Annotated in this window: 23 protein-coding genes; 20 read left to right on the forward strand and 3 right to left on the reverse strand. The window is 65.0% G+C overall.

What is annotated here, in order from left to right:
* Position 1 precedes the first annotated feature (1 nt).
* The 6 genes from BMI90_RS14695 (at position 2) to BMI90_RS18610 (ending at position 4,755) form a co-directional block, all read left to right on the forward strand.
* Positions 2-1,069 carry a putative urea ABC transporter substrate-binding protein gene (locus BMI90_RS14695; protein WP_078530252.1) on the forward strand — a complete coding sequence of 356 codons (1,068 nt, stop codon included), beginning with the start codon at positions 2-4 and terminating at the stop codon, positions 1,067-1,069.
* Between the two features lie 55 nt (positions 1,070-1,124).
* Positions 1,125-1,937, forward strand: coding sequence for an ABC transporter permease (locus tag BMI90_RS14700; RefSeq protein WP_078530253.1), 813 nt, complete (start codon positions 1,125-1,127; stop codon positions 1,935-1,937).
* Positions 1,934-2,719, forward strand: a complete 786-nt coding sequence (locus BMI90_RS14705) for an ABC transporter ATP-binding protein (protein WP_078530254.1) — start codon at positions 1,934-1,936, stop codon at positions 2,717-2,719. Before BMI90_RS14700 ends, BMI90_RS14705 begins: the two co-directional genes overlap by 4 nt.
* A gap of 102 nt (positions 2,720-2,821) precedes the next feature.
* Complete coding sequence (locus tag BMI90_RS14710; RefSeq protein ID WP_078530255.1) at positions 2,822-4,096, forward strand: agmatinase family protein; 1,275 nt, start codon at positions 2,822-2,824, stop codon at positions 4,094-4,096.
* A gap of 3 nt (positions 4,097-4,099) precedes the next feature.
* A complete protein-coding gene (locus BMI90_RS14715; RefSeq protein ID WP_078530256.1) occupies positions 4,100-4,594 on the forward strand; it encodes a hypothetical protein in 495 nt (164 codons plus the stop codon).
* Positions 4,591-4,755, forward strand: a complete 165-nt coding sequence (locus BMI90_RS18610) for a peptidase M23 (protein WP_146671307.1) — start codon at positions 4,591-4,593, stop codon at positions 4,753-4,755. Before BMI90_RS14715 ends, BMI90_RS18610 begins: the two co-directional genes overlap by 4 nt.
* 5 nt (positions 4,756-4,760) lie before the next feature.
* Here the strand turns inward: BMI90_RS18610 and BMI90_RS14720 are convergent, their stop codons facing one another.
* Entirely contained in the window at positions 4,761-5,681 is a 921-nt protein-coding gene (locus BMI90_RS14720) for an endonuclease/exonuclease/phosphatase family protein (RefSeq protein WP_078530257.1), read from the reverse strand.
* Positions 5,682-5,808: 127 nt separating this feature from the next.
* Here BMI90_RS14720 and BMI90_RS14725 point away from each other — a divergent pair, with 127 nt between their 5' ends.
* Complete coding sequence (locus tag BMI90_RS14725) at positions 5,809-6,357, forward strand: flavodoxin domain-containing protein (RefSeq protein ID WP_078530258.1); 549 nt, start codon at positions 5,809-5,811, stop codon at positions 6,355-6,357.
* Here BMI90_RS14725 and BMI90_RS14730 read toward each other — a convergent pair.
* Positions 6,354-6,833: a MarR family winged helix-turn-helix transcriptional regulator gene (locus BMI90_RS14730; protein WP_078530259.1), complete on the reverse strand. Its 480-nt coding sequence runs from the start codon at positions 6,831-6,833 to the stop codon at positions 6,354-6,356. The genes BMI90_RS14725 and BMI90_RS14730 overlap by 4 nt on opposite strands.
* Positions 6,834-6,979: 146 nt before the next feature.
* On the opposite strand from BMI90_RS14730, the gene BMI90_RS14735 reads away from it, so the two are divergent.
* From BMI90_RS14735 to BMI90_RS14770, 8 genes are all read left to right on the forward strand, one after another.
* Positions 6,980-8,059, forward strand: coding sequence for a cupin domain-containing protein (locus BMI90_RS14735; RefSeq protein WP_078530260.1), 1,080 nt, complete (start codon positions 6,980-6,982; stop codon positions 8,057-8,059).
* Between the two features lies 1 nt (position 8,060).
* Complete coding sequence (locus BMI90_RS14740) at positions 8,061-8,624, forward strand: maleylpyruvate isomerase N-terminal domain-containing protein (RefSeq protein WP_168172799.1); 564 nt, start codon at positions 8,061-8,063, stop codon at positions 8,622-8,624.
* 35 nt (positions 8,625-8,659) lie between these two features.
* Positions 8,660-9,355, forward strand: coding sequence for a fumarylacetoacetate hydrolase family protein (locus BMI90_RS14745; protein ID WP_078530262.1), 696 nt, complete (start codon positions 8,660-8,662; stop codon positions 9,353-9,355).
* Positions 9,352-9,999, forward strand: a complete 648-nt coding sequence (gene maiA, locus BMI90_RS14750; protein WP_210401962.1) for a maleylacetoacetate isomerase — start codon at positions 9,352-9,354, stop codon at positions 9,997-9,999. Before BMI90_RS14745 ends, maiA begins: the two co-directional genes overlap by 4 nt.
* A gap of 46 nt (positions 10,000-10,045) precedes the next feature.
* A complete protein-coding gene (locus BMI90_RS14755) occupies positions 10,046-11,035 on the forward strand; it encodes a TRAP transporter substrate-binding protein (protein WP_210401963.1) in 990 nt (329 codons plus the stop codon).
* Complete coding sequence (locus tag BMI90_RS14760; protein WP_078530263.1) at positions 11,032-11,526, forward strand: TRAP transporter small permease subunit; 495 nt, start codon at positions 11,032-11,034, stop codon at positions 11,524-11,526. The genes BMI90_RS14755 and BMI90_RS14760 overlap by 4 nt, the downstream gene beginning before the upstream one ends.
* The gene (locus tag BMI90_RS14765; protein WP_078530264.1) at positions 11,523-12,785 is read left to right on the forward strand and encodes a TRAP transporter large permease; all 1,263 of its coding nucleotides are present in this window, start codon (positions 11,523-11,525) and stop codon (positions 12,783-12,785) included. The genes BMI90_RS14760 and BMI90_RS14765 overlap by 4 nt, the downstream gene beginning before the upstream one ends.
* A 73-nt stretch (positions 12,786-12,858) precedes the next feature.
* Complete coding sequence (locus BMI90_RS14770; protein WP_078530265.1) at positions 12,859-14,079, forward strand: 3-hydroxybenzoate 6-monooxygenase; 1,221 nt, start codon at positions 12,859-12,861, stop codon at positions 14,077-14,079.
* Between the two features lie 63 nt (positions 14,080-14,142).
* On the opposite strand, the gene BMI90_RS14775 is transcribed toward BMI90_RS14770, so the two are convergent.
* Complete coding sequence (locus BMI90_RS14775; protein WP_078530266.1) at positions 14,143-14,331, reverse strand: hypothetical protein; 189 nt, start codon at positions 14,329-14,331, stop codon at positions 14,143-14,145.
* On the opposite strand from BMI90_RS14775, the gene BMI90_RS14780 reads away from it, so the two are divergent.
* Genes BMI90_RS14780 through BMI90_RS14800 form a run of 5 tightly spaced genes read left to right on the forward strand, consistent with a single transcriptional unit; the run spans position 14,330 to position 20,172 of the window.
* A complete protein-coding gene (locus BMI90_RS14780) occupies positions 14,330-15,358 on the forward strand; it encodes a BMP family protein (RefSeq protein ID WP_078530267.1) in 1,029 nt (342 codons plus the stop codon). The genes BMI90_RS14775 and BMI90_RS14780 overlap by 2 nt on opposite strands.
* A gap of 3 nt (positions 15,359-15,361) precedes the next feature.
* Positions 15,362-16,912, forward strand: coding sequence for an ABC transporter ATP-binding protein (locus BMI90_RS14785; protein WP_078530268.1), 1,551 nt, complete (start codon positions 15,362-15,364; stop codon positions 16,910-16,912).
* Complete coding sequence (locus BMI90_RS14790) at positions 16,902-17,951, forward strand: ABC transporter permease (RefSeq protein ID WP_078530269.1); 1,050 nt, start codon at positions 16,902-16,904, stop codon at positions 17,949-17,951. The genes BMI90_RS14785 and BMI90_RS14790 overlap by 11 nt, the downstream gene beginning before the upstream one ends.
* Positions 17,951-18,895, forward strand: coding sequence for an ABC transporter permease (locus BMI90_RS14795; protein WP_078530270.1), 945 nt, complete (start codon positions 17,951-17,953; stop codon positions 18,893-18,895). Before BMI90_RS14790 ends, BMI90_RS14795 begins: the two co-directional genes overlap by 1 nt.
* Positions 18,895-20,172, forward strand: coding sequence for an amidohydrolase family protein (locus BMI90_RS14800; RefSeq protein WP_078530271.1), 1,278 nt, complete (start codon positions 18,895-18,897; stop codon positions 20,170-20,172). Before BMI90_RS14795 ends, BMI90_RS14800 begins: the two co-directional genes overlap by 1 nt.
* Positions 20,173-20,347 lie beyond the last annotated feature (175 nt).

Below are 20,347 nucleotides of genomic sequence, written 5' to 3' on the forward strand. Positions count from 1 at the left end.
CATGACCAGAACGAAATTCCTGTCCGCCACGGCCCTCGGCTTGGGCATTCTCGCCGCCTCCTTCTCGCCCGCGATGGCCGAGAAGAAAACCGATTTCAAACTCGCCTGGTCGATCTATGCCGGCTGGATGCCCTGGGGCTATCTGGACAGCTCGGGCATCATGGACAAATGGGCCGAGAAATACGGCATCACAGTCGATATCGTGCAGATCAACGACTACGTGGAATCGATCAACCAATATACGGCGGGCGCCTTCGATGGCGTCTCGGCGACCAATATGGACACGCTTTCGATCCCCTCGGGCGGTGGCGTGGATACGACCGCGCTGATCGTGGGCGATTATTCCGACGGCAATGACGCGATCATCTCGAAGAGCGCGAAAACGGTCGAGGAGCTGAAGGGCACGAAGGTGAACCTCGTCGAGCTGTCGGTGTCGCATTACCTGCTGGCGCGCGCACTCGACAAGGCGGGGCTGGCCGAGAAGGATCTGGCCGGTGTGGTGAACACCTCCGACGCCGACATGATCGCGGCCTTCGCGACCCCCGAGGTCGAGACGGTGGTGACCTGGAACCCGCTCGTGTCTGAAATTCTCGGCTCGAACCCCGATGCGATCAAGCTTTTCGACAGCTCGCAGATCCCGGGCGAGATCCTCGACCTGATGGTGGTCAATACCGAGACCCTCAAGGACAATCCCGAGTTCGGCAAGGCCGTGGCCGGTGCCTGGTATGAGGTGATGGCCAAGATGGCCGCGGGCGACGAAGAGGCGCTGAGCGCGATGGCCGAGGCCGCCGGGACCGATCTGGAGGGCTACAAATCCCAGCTGGCCGCCACGGCGATGTTCTACGACCCGTCCAAGGCGGTCGCGCAGGCGACGAGCGCCGAAATGCCCGAGACGATGACGATGGTCGCGAATTTCCTCTTCGACAAGGGGATCCTCGGCGTCGACGCGCCCTCCGCCGATTTCGTGGGTGTCGAATATCCCGACGGCAAGGTCACCGGCGATCCGGCCAATGTGAAGTTCCGCTTCGACACGACCTACATGCAGATGGCTGCCGACGGCAAACTCTGAACTGACTTGCCCGGCCTTCGGGCCGGGTCTTTTTGCCGACAGCGCGGGACCGCCTATGCGCCTTCTCAACCGACGTCCGACCCGACCCGCAGGCGTCCTGCTTGCCGCGCTGCCTTTCGTGGCGGTGTTGATCGCCTATTGGATCGGCTCGGAAATCCGGCTGGCGGCGAACCCGCAGGACAAACTCCTTCCCGCGCCCGCGACGATCCTGAACACCGCTGGCGGGCTCTTCACCGAGCCCAACAAGCGCACGGGCGAGATCCTGCTCTGGGCCGATACATGGGCGAGCCTGCGGCGGCTGGCGCTTGGCGTCGGGATCGGGGCGCTGATCTCGCTGACGGTAGGTGTGGGGATCGGGCTTTTGCCTTACATTCGGCGGGGGCTGTCGAGCTTCGTCGCGGTGCTCTCGATGGTGCCGCCGCTGGCGCTTTTGCCGATCCTGTTCATCGTTTTCGGACTGGGCGAGACCTCGAAAGTCGTGCTGATCGTGATCGGCATCACGCCCTTCCTGACCCGCGACCTCTCGCAGCGGGTGCTCGACATTCCGCACGAAGAGATCGTGAAGGCACAGACGCTCGGGGCCTCGACTTGGGTCATCGCGCTGCGCGTTGTGCTGCCGCAAATCCTGCCGCGCCTGATCGCGGGGATAAGGTTGTCGCTCGGCTCCGCTTGGCTGTTCCTGATCGCCGCCGAAGCCGTCGCGGCCGAGGTGGGCCTTGGCTACCGGATCTTCCTCGTGCGCCGCTATCTCGCGATGGACATCATCCTGACCTACGTCATCTGGATCACGCTGCTCGCCTTCCTGATCGACTTCGCGCTCAAGACGCTCTCGCGCAAAGCCTTCCCCTGGCTGGGAGGTGGGCTATGAGCTTCGTCACCGTTCGCGACGTGTTTCAGGAATATGACGGCCGCCCGATCATCGAGCGGGTCAATCTCGACGTGGCCGAGGGCGAGTTCGTCTCGATCGTCGGCGCCTCGGGCTGCGGCAAATCCACCTTCCTGCGGTTGCTCTTGGCCGACGAGACCCCCACGCGCGGTCGCATCACCGTCGATGGCGGCAAGCCCGCACGAGAGCCGGGGCGCGAGCGCGGCGTGGTGTTCCAGAAATACTCGGTCTTCCCGCATATGACGGTGCGCGACAACATCGTCGCTGCCGAGAGCTTCCCGAAAGGCTGGGGCTGGTTTCACGGTGCGAAGCTGCGCGAGGCGCGCGCGCGGGCCGATGAGGTGCTGGAGCGCATCGGGCTGGCGCATGTCGCGAAGAACTACCCCTCAACGCTGTCGGGCGGGATGCAGCAACGCCTCGCCATCGGGCAGGCGCTCCATGCCCGGCCTCGTATCCTGCTGCTCGACGAGCCCTTCGGTGCGCTCGATCCCGGCACGCGGCTTTCGATGCACGACTTCCTCACCCAATTGCGCGCCGAGACCAAGATGACCGTCTTCATGGTCACGCATGATCTGGGCGAGGGGTTCAAGCTGGGCGACCGCGTTCTCGTTTTCGACAAGACCCGCTGGGACCCGGACTATCCCGAACGCTACGGTGCGACGATCACCTATGATTTCGACGCCCGCGATCACGGCATCCCCTACCAGCACATCCTCGACAAGATCCCGTCTCTGGCCGCCGCCGCGACCCCGCCGCCCGCCTGAGACCCAAGTTTCACCGCGCGCGCCGCTGGGCCCCGCGCGCGGGCCGCCGCCAAGGTCCAGAAAAGCCTGCCCCGACAGAGGGGCGATAGATTGGAGACAGAAATGTTCCATGATCTGCCAGGCGGGCGCTCGCGCCCGCATCACCCGCAAGCGGCTATTTCGGCACGTGTCCAGCGCGAGCGCCGCCAGCATCACCCGGACTTGACGAAGCTCGCGGGCTGGAAGGCGATGCGCAAGGAAGCCGAGCTGCCCGAGGGCCGCTGGGCCGAGGAACGGGCCTGGGCGCTGCGCATGGGGCTGACCGGCGCGGACAGCATCGACGACAAGTCGATCCCGACCTTCGCGCGCGGGGAACTCCCCCATTACGCAGGCATCAACACCTTCCTGAAGGCGCCCTATACCGAGGACGTGCTGGAGGTCGCCCATTACGACGCGACCGTGCTGGGCATTCCCTTCGACGGCGGCACCACCTACCGCGCGGGAACCCGTTTCGGGCCGCAGGGCGTACGCAAGATCTCGGCGCTCTACACGCCTTACAACTACGAGATCGGCGTCGACCTGCGCGAACAGATGACGCTCTGTGACGCGGGCGACGTATTCACCATCCCCGCGAATATCGAGAAGAGCTTCGACCAGATCAGCCGCGCCGTGTCCCACGTCTTCTCGTCGGGCTCGCTCCCGATCATGATCGGCGGCGACCACTCGATCGGCTTTCCCTGCGTGCGAGGTATCGCCGAATGCACCTCGAAGAAGATCGGCATCGTCCATTTCGACCGCCATGCCGACATTCAGGAGAAAGACCTCGACGAGCGGATGCACACCACGCCCTGGTTCCACTCGACCAACCTGCCCAATGTGCCCGCGAAGAACCTCGTGCAGATCGGCATCGGCGGCTGGCAGGTCCCGCGCGAGGCGGTGAAGGTCGCGCGCGAGCGTGAGACCAACATCATCACCATGGGCGACATGGAGAAGATGGGCATCGACAAGACGATCGAGATGGCGCTCGAGATGGCCTGGGACGGGGTCGACATGGTCTACATGTCCTTCGATATCGACAGTATCGATTGCGGTTTCGTGCCCGGCACCGGCTGGCCCGAACCGGGCGGCTTCCTGCCCCGCGAGGCGCTGGCGCTGGCCTCGGGCATCGCCGCCGAAGGCATCTGCGGGATGGAGCTGGTCGAGGTCGCACCGCCCTATGACACCTCCGATATCACCGCGCTGATGGGCACGCGCGTGATCGTGGATGTGCTGGGGGCGCTCGTGTCGAACGGCAAGCTCGGGGCGCACAAGAAGCATATCGACAAGCCGGTCTCGATCCCGCATGGCGAGTTCGAAGGCAAGCGCTGGTCGAACCCCGATCCGCATAAGGTGGGTTGAGCCATGCCGCATGATCACGGCCCCCACGGGCACCATCATCACCACGATCACGGGCACGCCCATTCGCACGGGCATAGCCATGATCACGCCCATCACGGGCATGGCCACAATCACGCCCATGGCGAACACCTGCACAGCCACATGCATCACGAGGACGAGGCGGCCGACCTGCAGGTTCTCGCCACCCAGTTCATCGACGGTTTCGTGCAGGCTTCCGACAAGACGAGCTATCTCAAGCTCGCCGGAGTGCCCTTCGAGCGCGCCTCGGCGACTGGGCCGAAATCGCTCAAGCTCGTGGATGTCGAGCTCAAGACCGAATGGCAGGTGGGCACCGCCTCGCCCTCCTTCGGCTCGCGCGAGCTCTCCTACCTTCCGTTTCCGGGCGAAATGGTCCGTGAGCGCACCAACATGTCGCTGATCTACGTGTCGATGGATGAGAAATCCGTCCTCGACATCCGCGACTTCCTGACCCAACGCAAGAAAGAGATCGACCAATGAAACCGCTGTTTTTCGCCCTCCTCGCCACGCTCGCTTCTGGCCCCGCACTGGCCCATGACGGGATGCACATGCATCCGCATGGCTTCGAGAACGTGATCTCGCTCGCGCTTATCGCGGCCGCCGTCTGGGGGCTGGTCGTGGTGATGAAGCAGCGCCGCTGACGCTCTCACAACCCCGGCAGGTCGATCACCACGGCGGCATGATCGCTCGCATGGGGCCGGTGAAAGCCCACACCCTCGAGCCGCGCGCCCGCAAAGCGCGCGGCTTCTTCGCCCAAGCCCTTGCGCAGGATGCGGGGCACCGCATCCGGGTAGCGCGCGGCCAGCGCGGGCGAGGCCAGCATCGCATCGGGGCAGTGATAGCGGCCCGAATGCGGATCGAAATAGGTCCAGCGTTCCGGGCGCGGCATGCGCGCCATCAGATCCACACTGAACCCCTGTTCGAGCGGTACGGTCGCACGTGGCAGCGCCAGTTGCGGATCGTCGGGCTCGTTGAGATCGCCGAGGATCAGCCACAGCGCTCGGGAGGGATCTTCGAAACGCCGCTCGATCAGCGCGCGCGTCGCCTGTGCTTCGAGGCTCCGGGTGCGCCATGACGCCGCCTCGTCGGGATAGGGCGATTTGAAATGTGTCACGAACAGCGTCAGCGCGCCGACCTCGGCCGTCAGGCAATCGCGCCGGAAGACCGGCATCTCGGGATCGACGCCCTCGGGCAGGCGCAGCCCCAGATCGCCCGGGGTGAGCGTGGCATGGCTGCGCACCTCTCCCAACGCCCTGCGCGACAGGATCGCCACGTCGAGCCCGCGCCCGTCATTGCCCGGAAGGCAGACCCGGTGAGGGTAGGGGCGCGCGCCACTGGCAAGCAGGTAACGGGCGTGGAAATGCTCCAGCGTGGCGAAGTCGAACACCTCCTGAAGCGCGATCAGATCGGCGTCGGCTTCGTGCAAAAGCTCTGCGGTGAGCCGCCGGTCGATCCGGTCGAGGCGCGGATCTTCGGGATCGTCGCTGTCCCACGCGCCGTGCAGCTGCCCCACCTCCCGGTTTGGCAGCAGGCGCATGTTCTGGGTGTTCAGGCTCGCGATACGCATCTTGGCGGCACTTTCGCATGGGCGAGGTGGAAAGGGGTAGAGCGAAATCGCGCGCTGCGGTTGATGCGGCTCAATGCGCGCCGATGCAAGTTCGGCTAAGTTAAAAGCCAGCAAAGAGGAGGAGGGGATGATAATCCTGATCGCCTATGCCAGCAGCGAGGGCCATACTCGCAAGATCGCGCGCCATGTCGCCGACCGGATCGCCGGGGCCGGGCAGGGGGTGGAATTGATGCCGCTTTCCGAGGCTGATGAAACGCTCGATCTCGGGCGGTTCTCCGGGGTGATCCTCGCAGGATCGGTGCATGTCGGCCAATACCAGCGCGCGCTCGGCGAATTCGCGGGCGATCATGGAAAGGCCCTTTCCGCGATGCCGTCGCTCTTCGTTTCGGTCTCTCTCGCAGCTGCGGGGCATGATGCCGAGGATTGGCGCGGGCTCGACCAGATTCTTGAGGATTTTATCGCCGCGACCGGCTGGCATCCGGGGCGGGTGGCGCAGGTGGCCGGGGCTTACCTGCCTTCGAAATATGATATCTTCCGCCGCTTCGTGATGCGCCGGATCGTGGCGAAGAAAGATCCGCAGGCCGATCTCGACGCCGATCGCGAATATACCGACTGGGCGGCGCTCGACGCGCTGGTCGATGACTGGATTTCCGGACAGGCGAAAGAGGCGACCTAGCGCGCGGGCGCCTTGGGCGGGGTCGGGCGCAGTGGCGCGCGGCTCAATTCGTTATTCGCATCGGCCATCTTGCGCAAAAGCCGCAGCAGCGTTTCTTGCTCTTCGGGGGTGAGATCCTTCAGGATCGTCTCTTGGGTGCGCCGAACGGCGGGCCAGACAGTGGTGAGGACGGATTCGCCCCGCTCGGTCAGGCGCAGCTGGCGTGCGCGCCGATCGGTTTCGCTGATCGTACGCTCGATCAATCCGCGTGCCTCGAGCCGGTTCACCACTCCCCCGAGCGTCACTCGGTCATAAGCGATCAGCCCCGCGAGCGTCGCCTGGTCGATATCGGGGTGTTCCTTGAGCATCCGCAGCGCCGCGAATTGCACCGGCGTCAGGTCGAAACCGGCCGCGCCCACCTCCTGGGTGAAGGCGGAGACGGAAATCTGATGCAGGCGCCGGATCAGGTGGCCGGGCAATTCGTGAATGACGCTCATGCTTTCTGCCTAAGTCAACCGGCCGGTCCAGACAAGATGGGGGACGCACCATGCAAACATGATAAGCATACGTATCTTTGATTGACACGTATACTAATGATAAGCATACTTCCTATAAATCGAGTCGCTTTTAGGGAGGAGTGCCGATGGAGGCCAACGCCATGCAGCCGGACGATAGTCCGGCCCTGCGTCAGCTCTACGCAGATTTCAAATCTCAACACCTCAACCCGCTCTGGACCCAGACCGGAGACCTGATGCCGCGTCATCCGCGCCCGAAGGCGCAAGCGCATGTCTGGAAATGGTCCGATCTCTACCCGCTGGCAAAAGCCTCGGGCGATCTGGTGCCGGTGGGCCGTGGCGGCGAGCGCCGCGCGATCGGTCTGGCCAATCCGGGGCTGGGCGGGGCCGCCTATGTCTCGCCGACGCTCTGGTGCGCGATCCAGTATCTCGGCCCCAAGGAAACCGCGCCCGAGCACCGTCACTCGCAAAACGCGTTCCGTTTCGTGGTGGAAGGCGAGGGGGTCTGGACCGTGGTGAATGGCGATCCGGTGCGCATGAGCCGCGGGGATTTTCTGCTCACCCCGGGTTGGAATTTCCACGGCCACCACAACGAGACCGACCAGCCGATGGCCTGGATCGACGGGCTCGATATTCCATTCAGCTACCAGAACGACGTGGGCTTCTTCGAGTTCGGCTCGGATCGCGTCACCGATTACGCGACGCCCAATTTCTCGCGCGGCGAGCGGCTCTGGTGCCATCCGGGACTGCGCCCGCTCTCGCAGTTGCAAAACACCGTTTCCTCGCCGATCGGCGCTTATCGTTGGGAATATACCGACGCGGCGCTGACCCAGCAGTTGCTGCTCGAGGAAGAGGGGTACCCGGCCACGGTCGAGCAAGGCCATGCAGCGGTGCGCTACGTGAACCCCACGACCGGCGGCGACGTGATGCCCACGATCCGCGCCGAGTTCCACCGCCTGCGCGCAGGGACCGAGACGCCCACGCGGCGCGAGGTCGGATCCACCGTTTTCCAGGTGTTCGAAGGCAAGGGCGCGGTGGTCATGGGCGGCGAGACGACCAAGGTCGAGAAGGGCGATATCTTCGTGATCCCTTCGTGGGTGGCGTGGTCGCTTCAGGCCGAGACCGAGTTCGACCTGTTCCGCTTCTCGGATGCGCCGATCATGGAACGGCTGCATTTCGACCGCACCCAGATCGAGCCGGCCGAATAATATGGCGGATCTCGAGCAAGCACGCGCCGCGCTGCGCGAGCGTCAGGGCATGGGGGCGCGTTACGATGCCCCCGAGGCTCCGGCCGCCGAGCTCGCGCTCGCCCGCAGCGGCACGGCCTATTTCGCGCGCAAGCTCAACGAGCTGAGCGACGCGGCGCTGTATCAGCCCTCCGCGATCGCGGGGCAGAGCCGGGCGCATGTGATCTGCGCGGTCTCCTATCGGGCGCGCGCACTGGCGCGTCAGCTTGAGGCCGCGACGTCGGGGCAGGCGATCCCGCCGATGGTCGATCCCGCATGGGCGGAGCTTGAGGATCTCGATCTGGGCGCGACCCTGCCGCCGCGTGCGCTGCGCCATCTATTCGACCATTCCGCGATCCATCTCGACGTGGTCTGGCGCGATCTGCCAGGCCCGGCCTGGGATCTCGAGGCCTCCGACGTAACGGGGCGGATGCGCCCTCTGCGCGCCACCGCAATCGAGCGCGCTCATGCCCTCTGGCATGGCGCCCTGCATCTGGGCAATGGTGCGCGCATGCGCGACCTGCCGCCCGAGCTGTGCGTGAACTAAGCCGCGCAACGATCTGAAAAACAAGGAAACGACAGATGACCAACCTCTTTCCCTCGCCGCAATGGCCCACCGTTCCCGTCAAGGGTGAGACCGCGGCTTATCCGGTGCACCGCATCTTCTGCGTCGGGCGCAACTATGCCGCCCACGCTGCCGAGATGGGTGTCGAGGTCGATCGCGAAGCGCCGTTCTACTTCACCAAATCGGCGCTGATGGCGCAGGCGACCGACACCACCATTCCCTATCCGCCGGGCACCGAGAATTTCCATTACGAGATGGAGCTGGTGATCGCGATCGGCGCGCCGGTCTTCAAGGCCGATACCGAGCGTGCCGCGAAGGCGATCTACGGTTATGCCTGCGGGCTCGACATGACGCGCCGCGATCTGCAACTGGCCGCGCGCGCCAAGCAGCGCCCCTGGGATTTGGGCAAGGATGTCGAGCAATCGGCAGTCTTCGCGCCGATCACCAAGGCGGGCGAGTTCGCCGCACCGGGGCCGCAGCGCATTCACCTCGAGGTCAACGACGAGACCCGCCAGGAGGCCCGGCTCGACGACCTGATCTGGAAGGTCGAGGAGATCGTCTCGCACCTGTCGCATTACTATCACCTCCAGCCGGGTGACCTGATCATGACCGGCACGCCCGCGGGCGTCGGCGCTGTCGTCGCGGGTGATGTGATCACCGGCGGGATCGACGGGCTCGATCCGATCAAGCTCACCATCGGGGCGGCGGAATGATCCGCTTCCACGGATATTTCCGATCCTCCAGCGCCTATCGCTGCCGGATCGCCTTCAACCTCAAGGGGGTGGAGTATGACTTCACCTCCGTACATCTGAGGAAGGATGGCGGGCAGCAGAAGACGCCGGGCTATCGCGCGCTCAATCCGCAGGCGCTGGTGCCGACGCTGGAGGAAGGCGATCTGCGCCTCACCCAGTCGCTGGCCATCATCGAGTGGCTCGACGAGGTGAAGCCGGGGCCGAAACTGCTGCCCGACGATGCCGGTCTGCGCGCGCAGGTCCGCGCCTTTGCTCAGGTCATCGCCTGCGACGTGCATCCGCTGCAGAACCTGCGCGTGCTCGATTATCTCAAGGCCGAGTTCGGGGCCGATCAGGCCGCGCTCGACGCCTGGTGCGGGCGCTGGATTCACGACGGTCTGGCTGCCTGCGAAGCGCTTCTCGCGGCGCGACCCGAGAGTGAATTCTGCTTCGGAGACACGCCGGGGCTGGCCGATATCTGTCTGATCCCGCAGGTCTTTTCCGCCGCCCGCTTCAAGGTCGACATCTCCGATCTGACCCGCGTCAGCCGCATCACCCAGACCTGCAACGCGCTCCCGGCTTTTGCCGATGCGCATCCGAAGAACCAACCGGACTGGGAGGCCTGAGGAGGGCCCCATCCAACGAGACCGTCATGCACAGGGAGGATACGCCATGACATTCGCCAAACTCACCAAATCCGCGCTGATCGGCGCCTTGATGGCCACCGTGGCCGCCGGTGTCGCGCAGGCGCGCGACCTGCGCATGGGGCTGATCACGCCCCCCAGCCATGTCTGGACCAAGGTCGCCAACCGGATCGCCGAGAAGCTTCCCGAGGCCACCAATGGCGAGTTGACTGTCTCGGTCTTCCCCGCGGGCCAGCTCGGTTCGGAACAGGAGATGTTCCAGCAGATGTCGGCGGGTCTTCTGGATGCGGGCCTGATGACGGCGGCGATCACCTCGCTGCGCGCGCCCTCGATGCAGGGCTGGTTCACGCCCTACCTGTTCAGCGACGTGACCGAGGCGGAAAAGGCCGCAAGCCTTCCGGCGGCAGGCCAGATGCTTGACGAGCTCCAGGCCGCGAACCTGCACGGCATGGGCTACACTTTCGCCGGGATGCGCCAGATCCTGATGAAGGACAAGCCCGCGACCTCGGTCGATGATCTCAAGGGCAAGAAGATCCGCATCGTGCCCTTCCCGGCGATGAAGGTCTGGTGGGGCGAGATCGGCGCGGTGCCGACCCCGGTGAACCTCACCGAGGTCTATCAGGCGCTGCAAACCGGCCTTCTGGACGGGATCGACATCGACCTCGACGCGCTGGTCGGCCTGAAATTCGACGAGGTGGCCAAGGGGCTGACGATCACCAATCACATGGCCTTCCCGGCGGTGATGATGGTCTCGAACCCGACCTGGAACAGCCTGTCTGATGCCGACAAGGAGGCCTTCCAGAAGGTTGTCGACGAGGCGCTCGCCTGGGGCTCGGCCCAACAGGTCGAGGCGGAGAAATCGAACCTCGCCGCCCTCGAGGGCAAGCTCGAGATCGTGCATCTCGACGATGGCGCCAAGGCCTTCGCCGCCGCCGACGACGCGGTCGCGCAAAGCTTCGCGCAATACCCGCTGATCGCCGCGTTCCAGCAGGAAGTCGCCGCGGAGCAAGGTCAGTGAGACTGTTTCCCGCTCTCTCGGGCGGGCTGGTCCGGCTGGAACGCTGGGCCAGCCGGGCCCTGGTCGTGCTGTTCGTGGGGCTGATCGTGGTAAATGTCGCCATGCGCTACCTCGCGGGCAAGCCGATCGTCTATGCCGAAGAGCTCGCGGCGATCCTGCTGGTCTGGCTGACCCTCGTCGCGGTCTCGATCTCGATCCGAGACAAGGCGCAGATCGGAGTGACGCTGATGGTCGACAAACTGCCGCGCGTGACCCGGCTCTGGGTCGATGCGCTGATCTGGGCGCTGATCGCGGGGATGTTGGGGCTCTTGCTCAAGGCCGGCATTGCCTGGGTCACCGGTCCCTCGGTCGGATTTGAGCAGGTCATCACCACCGGCTGGCCGAAATGGCCTTTCTTCTGGATTTTCCCGATCTTCTGCGCGACCGCGCTCATTCATGTCCTTGGCCATCTGAGCGATGCCGTGGCCCGGATCACGGGGAGGCTCGCATGACCGGCGGTGTTTTCCTTGCGCTGATGCTCACGGGTATGCCGATCGCTTTCGTGCTGATCGGCGCGACCCTCGCTTTCGTGGCCTTCTCGGGCAACACCGCGATCCTCTCGGCGATCCCGCAGATCGCCTTCGGCTCGGTCGAGAATTTCGACCTGCTTGCGATCCCGCTCTTCGTTCTGCTGGGCGAGATCATGAATGAAAGCGGGCTGACCCGCCGCATCATCCTTGCGGTGCGGGTCTGGCTCACACGGCTTCCGCATAACCTCGTCATCGTGAACCTCGTCTCGAACCTCGCGCTGGCCGCGATCATGGGCTCGGCCACAGCGCAGATGGCGGTGATGAGCCGCGTTGTCGTCCCCGAGATGGAGCGTGACGGCTACAAGCGTGGCTATGCCGCCTCGATCACGGCTTCGGCCGGTCTGCTGGGGCCGATCATCCCGCCCTCGATGGTCTTCATCATCTATGGCGTGATCGCGCAGGTCTCGATCGCGGACATGTTCACGGCGGGCATCATGCCGGGGCTGTTGCTCTTCGCGCTGATGGTCGCGATCGCGATGTGGCAGGCGGGGCGCAATCACGACCCGGCGGCCGCGGGCGCAGGGCTGCCCGATATCCCGCGCTGGAAGGCGACGCTGCCGGGGCTGGCCACGATGCTCATTCCGCTGACCATCGTCGGCGGGATCTCTGCCGGGATCTTCACCCCGACCGAAAGTGCTGCGGCCGCGATCGTGGTGGCGCTCGTCTTCGGCGGCCTCGTCTTCCGCGAGCTGCCGCTGCGCGCGATCCCGGCGATCATCGACCGGACCGTGTCGAACTCTGCGATCGTGCTGTTCCTGATCATGGCGGCCAAGGTCTTCGGTTGGGTGCTGACCTACAATCAGGTCCCCCAGGCGGTTGCGGCCTTCATCACCTCGCTCTCGGACGATCCCACGATCTTCATGCTGCTGATCATGGGGGCGCTGATGGTGGTGGGGATGTTCCTCGACGGGGTGGCGGCGCTGATCATACTGACGCCGATCCTGCTGCCGGTGGCGATGAACCAATATGGCATCGACCCGATCCAGTTCGGCGTGATGATGAGCCTGACGCTCGTGCTGGGCCTGCTGACCCCGCCGGTGGGGACGGGGCTTTACATCGCCGCGGCGCTGTCGAACGTGCCGATCCTTCAGCTCTCGAAACTGGTCATGCCTTACGTGCTGGCCACGATCCTCGTGATCCTCACGACGATCTTCCTGCCCTGGATGGTCCACCCGTTCTGAGGCGGGCCATTCCTTCATCATCTGACCCTGACACCGGGCCCGGTTCCGCCGCGGCCAAAGGAGGAGACTTGTCATGACCCAAGACCAACCCATCCTGATCGCGGGCGGCGGTATCGGCGGGCTTGCCACCGCGATCGGCCTTGCCCAGAAAGGTTTTCGCTCGCTCGTGCTGGAAAAGGCGCCCGAGCTTGGCGAGATCGGCGCGGGCATCCAGCTCGGCCCGAACGCCTTCCACGCCTTCGACTATCTCGGCGTGGGCGATCAGGCCCGCGAGATGGCGGTCTATATCGACAACCTGCGCCTGATGGACGCGATCGACGGCACCGAGATCACCCGCATCCCGCTCGACGAGGCCTTCCGCGCGCGCTTCAGGAATCCTTACGCGGTGATCCATCGCGGCGATCTGCACAGCGTCTTCCTGCGCGCCTGCGAAGCGCATCCGCTCGTCGGGCTGCGCACCAATTCCGAAGTGGTCGATTACGAACAGGACGGCAGCTCGGCCACCGCGATCCTCGCCAACGGCGAGCGGGTCACGGGCCGGATGCTGGTCGGCGCGGACGGCCTGTGGTCGAATATCCGCAAGAAGGTGGTGGGTGACGGCGCACCGCGCGTCTCGGGTCACACCACCTACCGTTCGGTGATCCCGACCGAGGAAATGCCCGAAGATCTGCGCTGGAACGCGGCGACGCTCTGGGCCGGGCCGAAATGCCATATCGTGCATTACCCGCTCAAGGGCTGGAAGATGTTCAACCTCGTCGTGACCTACCACAACGACGCGCCGTCGCCCGAGGCAGGTGTCTCGGTCACCCATGAAGAGGTGAAGAAGGGTTTCGAACATGTCGCCCCCGTCGCGCGACAGATCATCGACCGTGGCCAGAACTGGAAACGCTGGGTGCTGTGCGATCGTGATCCGGTGACGAACTGGGTCGACGGGCGGGTGGTCCTGCTGGGCGATGCCGCCCATCCGATGCTGCAATATTTCGCGCAAGGGGCCTGCATGGCGATGGAAGATGCCGTGGCGCTTGCGCATTGCATGGAAGCGCATGGCGATCTCGACGTCGCCTTCCGCCGCTATCAGGACCTGCGCGAGCTGCGCACCGCCCGCGTCCAGCTGCAATCGCGCGAGATCGGCCAGCATGTCTATCACCCCGCCGGGGCCCATGCCGAGCTGCGCAATGCCGTGATGCGCGCCAAGTCTCCCGAGAACTGGTACGACATCGTCGACTGGCTCTATGGCTCGACCGGTCTCGAGGGTGCCGTCTCGGCCGAGACCCACAACGCGCACGCCGCCTGAACGTCTCGGGATTGAACGGAAATTCCCCGGTCGCGCCCCCAGCGCGGCCGGGTTTTTCGTGACTCAGGTGCGGCGGCACGAGATCGTCGCCTGTTTTTTGCGCAATCCGGTCCGAAATGCGGCATCTGCCGCGAAAATTTCGCGCCTTGCGACTTCGCGAAAGTCAGAGAATTGACCGGGTTGTGCAAAAAGTTTCACCACTTGATCAAATCTCTGCAATACTTCGCGCACCATCAACAGGAGATCACCCATGGCTGCCAAGACCCGTTTTCTCTCGCCCTCGCGCCGCGCCTTCCTGCTGTCCTCGCTTGCAGGTGCCGCACTTGTCGGCACCGCACCGGGCCGCGCGCTCGCGCAGGACGCCAAGAAGCTGAAGGTCGCGGGCATCTACACCGTTCCGGTCGAGCAGCAATGGGTCAGCCGCATCCACATCGCCGCGATGGCCGCGCAAGAGCGTGGCGATATCGAATACACCTATTCCGAGAACACCGCGAATGCCGACTATCCGCGCGTGATGCGCGAATATGCCGAGGGCGGTTACGACCTGATCATTGGCGAGGCCTTCGCGGTCGAGCAGGAGGCCCGCGAGGTCGCCGCCGACTATCCGGGTGTGGCCTTCCTGCTGGGCTCGTCCTTCAAGCCCGACGCGGCGCTGCCGAATTTCGCGGTCTTCGACAACTACATCCAGGACGCCTCCTACCTGTCGGGCATCATCGCGGGTGCGATGACCAAATCGGGCAATATCGGCATGGTCGGCGGCTTCCCGATCCCCGAGGTCAACCGCCTGATGCATGCCTTCATGGCCGGCGCGCGCGAAATGAACCCCGAGATCAAGTTCCAGGTCGCCTTCATCGGTTCGTGGTTCGATCCGCCCAAGGCCAAGGAAACCGCCTATGCGATGATCGAAAACGGCGCGGACCTGCTTTATGCCGAGCGCTTCGGCGTCTCGGATGCGGCCAAGGAAAAGGGCATCCTTGCCATTGGCAACGTGATCGACACGCAATCCGACTACCCCGACACGGTCGTGGCCTCGGCGCTGTGGCATTTCGAGCCGACGCTTGATCACGCGATCGAGCAGGTGCGCGCGGGTTCTTTCTCGGCCGAGGATTACGGCATCTATTCCTTCATGAAGGAGGGCGGCTGTTCGCTCGCGCCCTATGGCACCTTCGAGGGCAAGATCCCGCAGGAGGCGCTCGATCTGGTCGCCAAACGCAGCGGCGAGATCATGGATGGCAGCTTCACCGTCGAGATCAACGACGCAGAGCCGAAATCCTCCTGATCCATGACAGACAAGGCGCAGGCGCAGACCGTTCTGCGCCTTTCCCACATCACCAAGCGCTTCGGCGCGTTGACGGCCAATGACGATGTGAGCTTCGAGCTGAAGCGGGGCGAGGTGATTGCCCTGCTTGGCGAGAACGGCGCGGGCAAGACCACGCTGATGAACATCCTCTTCGGCCAATACACCGCCGATGCGGGCGAGGTGGAAGTGTTCGGGCAGGTTCTCCCGCCCGGCAATCCGCGCGCGGCTCTGGATGCGGGCGTGGGCATGGTGCACCAGCATTTCACCCTCGCAGGCAACCTGACGGTCTGGGAAAATATCGTGCTGGGCACGCAGGCCCTGGGCGCGCTGCGGCTCGATGCGAAAGCGGCACGGGCGAAGATCAAGGCCCTGTCGACGCGGTTTCATCTCGCCGTCGATCCCGAGGCGAAAGTGGGGCGGCTCTCGGTGGGCGAACGGCAGCGGGTCGAGATCCTCAAGGCGCTTTATCGCGAGGCGCGCATCCTGATCCTCGACGAGCCGACCGCCGTTCTGACGCCGCAGGAAAGCGACGCGCTCTTTGCGACGCTGCGCGAGGCGGTGGGGCAGGGGCTTTCGGTCGTTTTCATCTCGCACAAGCTGCATGAGGTGATGGCGATCTCGGATCGCACGGTGGTCCTGCGCCATGGCAAGCTGGTGGCCGAGCGCGCGACCGCCGAGACATCGCGCGAGGAACTGGCCGCGCTCATGGTCGGCGGCCAGGTTTCGGCGCCGAAGATCGAGGCGATGCCGCCGGGGCCCGCACTGATGCGGCTTTCCGGCGTCTCGACCAGGGGCGAGGGCCGTGCGCCGGGGCTGCATGCGGCCGATCTGACGCTTCATGCGGGCCAGATCAGCGGGCTCGCGGGCGTGTCAGGCAATGGGCAGAAGGCTCTCTCGGATCTGATTTCGGGGCTGGCCCATCCGGTCGCGGGCAGCTTCGAGATCGCGGGTGAGCCGGTCGCCGACTGGTCGCCGCGCCGCGCTCTGGCCCGTAGGATCGGGCGCATTCCCGAGGACCGCCACCACACTGGCACGATTGCCGATTTCGACCTGACCGAGAACGCGGTTCTCGAGACTTACGCCTCCGATTTCGCCCGTCACGGCTGGATGGACTGGAAGGGCGCGCGGGCGCAAGCCGAGGGGTTGATCGCCACCTACGACGTGCGCTGTCCCGGGCCCGATACGCGCATTCGGCTGCTCTCGGGCGGGAATATGCAGAAACTGATCCTCGGCCGCGTGCTCGAGACCGCGCCACGTATCATCCTCGCCAACCAGCCGGTGCGGGGGCTCGATATCGGGGCGGTGAATTACGTGCACGGACGCCTTGCCGAGGCGCGCGAAAAGGGGGCGGCGGTGCTGCTGATCTCGGAAGATCTCGACGAGATCATGAAGCTTTCGGATGTGATCCACGTGATTTCCGAGGGGCGCCTGAGCCCCGGTTTCGCACGCGGCACGATGCGCGCGGAAGAGCTTGGCCAGTGGATGGCGGGCGAGGGGTTCGCCCCGCTGACGGAGGCCGCCCATGCGTCTTGAACCGATCGCCGACCCAAGCCTTGCGCGCAAGCTCTTGCCGCCGGTGCTCGCCATTGTGGGCAGTTTCCTTGTGGCGAGCCTTCTGGCGCTGATCGCCGGTGGCAATCCCTTCGCGGTCTTCGGGGCCATTATCAAGGGCGCGGTGGGTTCGAAATTCGCGCTGCTGGAGACCCTCAACCGCGCCACACCGCTGATTTTCACCGGGCTCGCGGTCGCGGTGGCCTTCCGCGCGAAGCTCTGGAATATCGGGGCGGAGGCGCAGCTTTACGCGGGCGCGGTTGTGACCGCGGTGCTCGGCACTGGCATGTTGCAATGGCCCGTCGCACTGCTGTTGCCCACCATCGCAGTGCTGTCGATGCTGGCCGGGGCGTTCTTGCTGCTGGGCCCGGCGCTGCTCAAGACCCGGTTGGGTGTCGATGAAGTCGTCACCACGCTGCTTCTCAATTTCATCTTCCTGCTCTTCGTCAGCTACCTGCTCGAAGGGCCGCTGAAGGATCCCATGGGCATGGGCTGGCCGAAATCGCCGCGCCTGATCCCCGAGGCCCGCCTGCCGCGCATCATCGACGGGTTGCGGCTGCATTGGGGCTTCGTGCTGGCGCTGATCGCGGCGATTGCGCTCTGGGTCATCAACACGCGCACGACCCTTGGTTTCGAGATGCGCGCGGTGGGCCAGAATGCGGAAGCGGCGCGGTTTGCCGGAATGCCGGTGACGGGTGTGATCCTCAAGACCGCGCTTCTGTCGGGCGGTCTGGCCGCGCTTGCGGGTTTTTCCGAGGTGTCGGGGCTGAAGGGATCGCTCACGCTCGATATCTCGCCCGGCTATGGCTACACCGGGATCGTGGTCGCGATGTTGGCGCTGCTGCATCCGCTGGGGGTCGTGGCGGCGGCGCTGTTCGTCGCGGCGATCTTCGTGGGGGCCGATGCGATGAGCCGCGCGCTCGATGTGCCGAGCTATCTGGCCGATATCATGCTCGCCTCGGCGCTCCTGATGATGGTGCTGGCGATCCTTCTGACGAAATTCCGCGTGGTGAGGGACTGATGGACATTTTCGAGATCCTCACTTCCGCTGCCTTCTGGGCCGCCGCGATCCGCATCGCCTCGCCGCTGATCTTCGCGACGATGGGCGAGTTGATCTGCGAGCGTGCGGGCGTGCTCAACCTCGGGATCGAGGGGATCATGGTCGCAGGCGCCTTCGCGGGCTGGATCGCGGTCTGGGCGGGTCTGCCGCTTTGGGGGGGCGTCGCAGTGGCCTTCGTGACAGGCATGGCGTTTGGCCTGCTGCACGGGATCTTCTCGGTGCCGTTCGGGTTGTCGCAACACGTGGTGGGGATTGGCGTGACGCTGCTTGCGACCTCGCTGACCTTCTACACCTATCGCGTGGTTTTGCCCGAGGTCTCCTCCCCGCCCAAGATCACGGCCTTTCAGCCGGTCGAGATCCCGCTCCTGTCGAAAATCCCGCTGATCGGGCCTGCGCTGTTCAACCAGACGCCGCTGACCTACGCAGCCTTTATCCTCGTTGGTCTCGTCGTGCTCGTCCTTTACCGCACGCCGCTGGGCCTTGCGGTGCGCGCCGCCGGAGAAAGCCCCTCGGCGGTCGCGGCCCAAGGTCTGTCGGTTACCGCGATCCGCATGGGCGCGGTGATCGTCGGCTCGGGCTTCATGGCGGTGGGGGGCGCGTTCCTGACGCTCTCGGCTTTTGACAGCTTCTTCTTCGACATGGTCAACGGACGCGGGTGGATCTGCATCGCTCTGGTGGTCTTTGGCGCGTGGAAGCCGGGCAAGGCGCTTCTCGGCGCGATCCTCTTTGCCGCCTTCGACGCCTTGCAGATCCGCCTGCAACAAACCACGATCGGCGCAGTGGTGCCCTATCAGCTCTTCCTGATGCTGCCCTATATCCTGTCGATCCTCGCGCTCGTGCTGATGTCGCGCCGCGCCGAGGTGCCTGCGGCCCTGATGGTGCCGTTCAACAAAGGGGAACGTTGATGTTCGATCTTCTCGTCAAGGGCGGCACGTTGCCCGATGGCACCGTGGCCGATATCGCGATCACGGGCGACCGGATCGCCGAGATCGCGCCGAAGATCGAGGGCGAGGCGCGCGAGGTGATCGACGCCGCGGGCGATCTGGTCTCGCCGCCGTTTGTCGATCCGCATTTCCACCTCGACGCCACGCTCAGCTATGGGCTGCCGCGGGTGAATGCCTCGGGTACGCTGCTCGAAGGGATCTCGCTTTGGGGCGAGCTGCGCGAGATCGCGACGGTCGAGGAGATGGTCGAGCGCGCGCTGCAATATTGCGACTGGGCGGCCTCGACGGGGCTCTTGGCGATCCGCAGCCATGTCGATACCACGCCCGATCACCTCAATACCGTGACGGCGATGCTCGAAGTGCGCGAGAAGGTGAAGGATTACATCGACCTGCAACTTGTGGCCTTCCCGCAGGACGGTCTCTATCGCACGCCGACAGGACGCGAGAACCTGATCCGCGCGCTCGACATGGGCGTCGAGGTGGTGGGCGGTATCCCGCATTTCGAGCGCACGATGGCGGATGGGGCCGAGAGCCTCGCCGATCTGTGCGAGATCGCCGCCGAACGGGGCTTGCGCGTCGACATCCATTGCGACGAGACCGACGACCCGATGAGCCGCCATATCGAGACACTGGCCTTCGAGACCCAGCGGCTGGGCTTGCAGGGCCGGGTGGTCGGCTCGCACCTGACCTCGATGCATTCGATGGACAATTACTATGTCTCGAAACTGCTGCCGTTGATCGCGGAGGCCGGGATTTCGGCGATCCCCAATCCGCTGATCAATATCGTGCTGCAAGGCCGTCACGATACCTTCCCCAAGCGCCGGGGCCTGACGCGGGTGAAGGAGATGCAGTCGATGGGGATCCCAGTGGGGTGGGGGCAGGATTGCGTCCTTGATCCATGGTACAGCCTTGGCACGGCGGACATGCTCGACGTAGCCTTCATGGGGATGCATGTCGCGCAGATGACCCATCCCGAGGAAATGGCGCGCTGCTTCACCATGGTCACCGAGACAAACGCCCGGATCATCGGGCTCGAGGATTACGGGCTGAAGAAAGGGGCGAAAGCCTCGCTGGTGGTGCTGGATGCGGCAAGCCCGGTCGATGCGCTCCGGCTGCGGCCCGCGCGGCTGGCGGTGGTCTCGAAGGGCAAGGTGATCGCGCGCGCACCTCGTGGGGATTCCGGGCTTTCGATCCCCGGTCGCCCGGAAAATGTGCGCCGCCGCGCGCCGCGCCGCTGATCCGCGCGAGAGAGCTTGGCGGCGGCGCGTTTCTCGGCCAGTGTCATTCCCGAGGGCAGGCGATGGCGTCGCCAGCGCAGCTTGCGCGCCCGTTGATCCGTCCTGAACGCCGGGATCTTGCTTTGCCGCTGCCGCGGTGAGGGGAGATCGCCCCTCGCGTGGCCGAGCGGCCTCG

Source organism: Thioclava sp. L04-15, from assembly GCF_002020275.1.
GTDB classification, from domain to species: domain Bacteria; phylum Pseudomonadota; class Alphaproteobacteria; order Rhodobacterales; family Rhodobacteraceae; genus Thioclava; species Thioclava marina.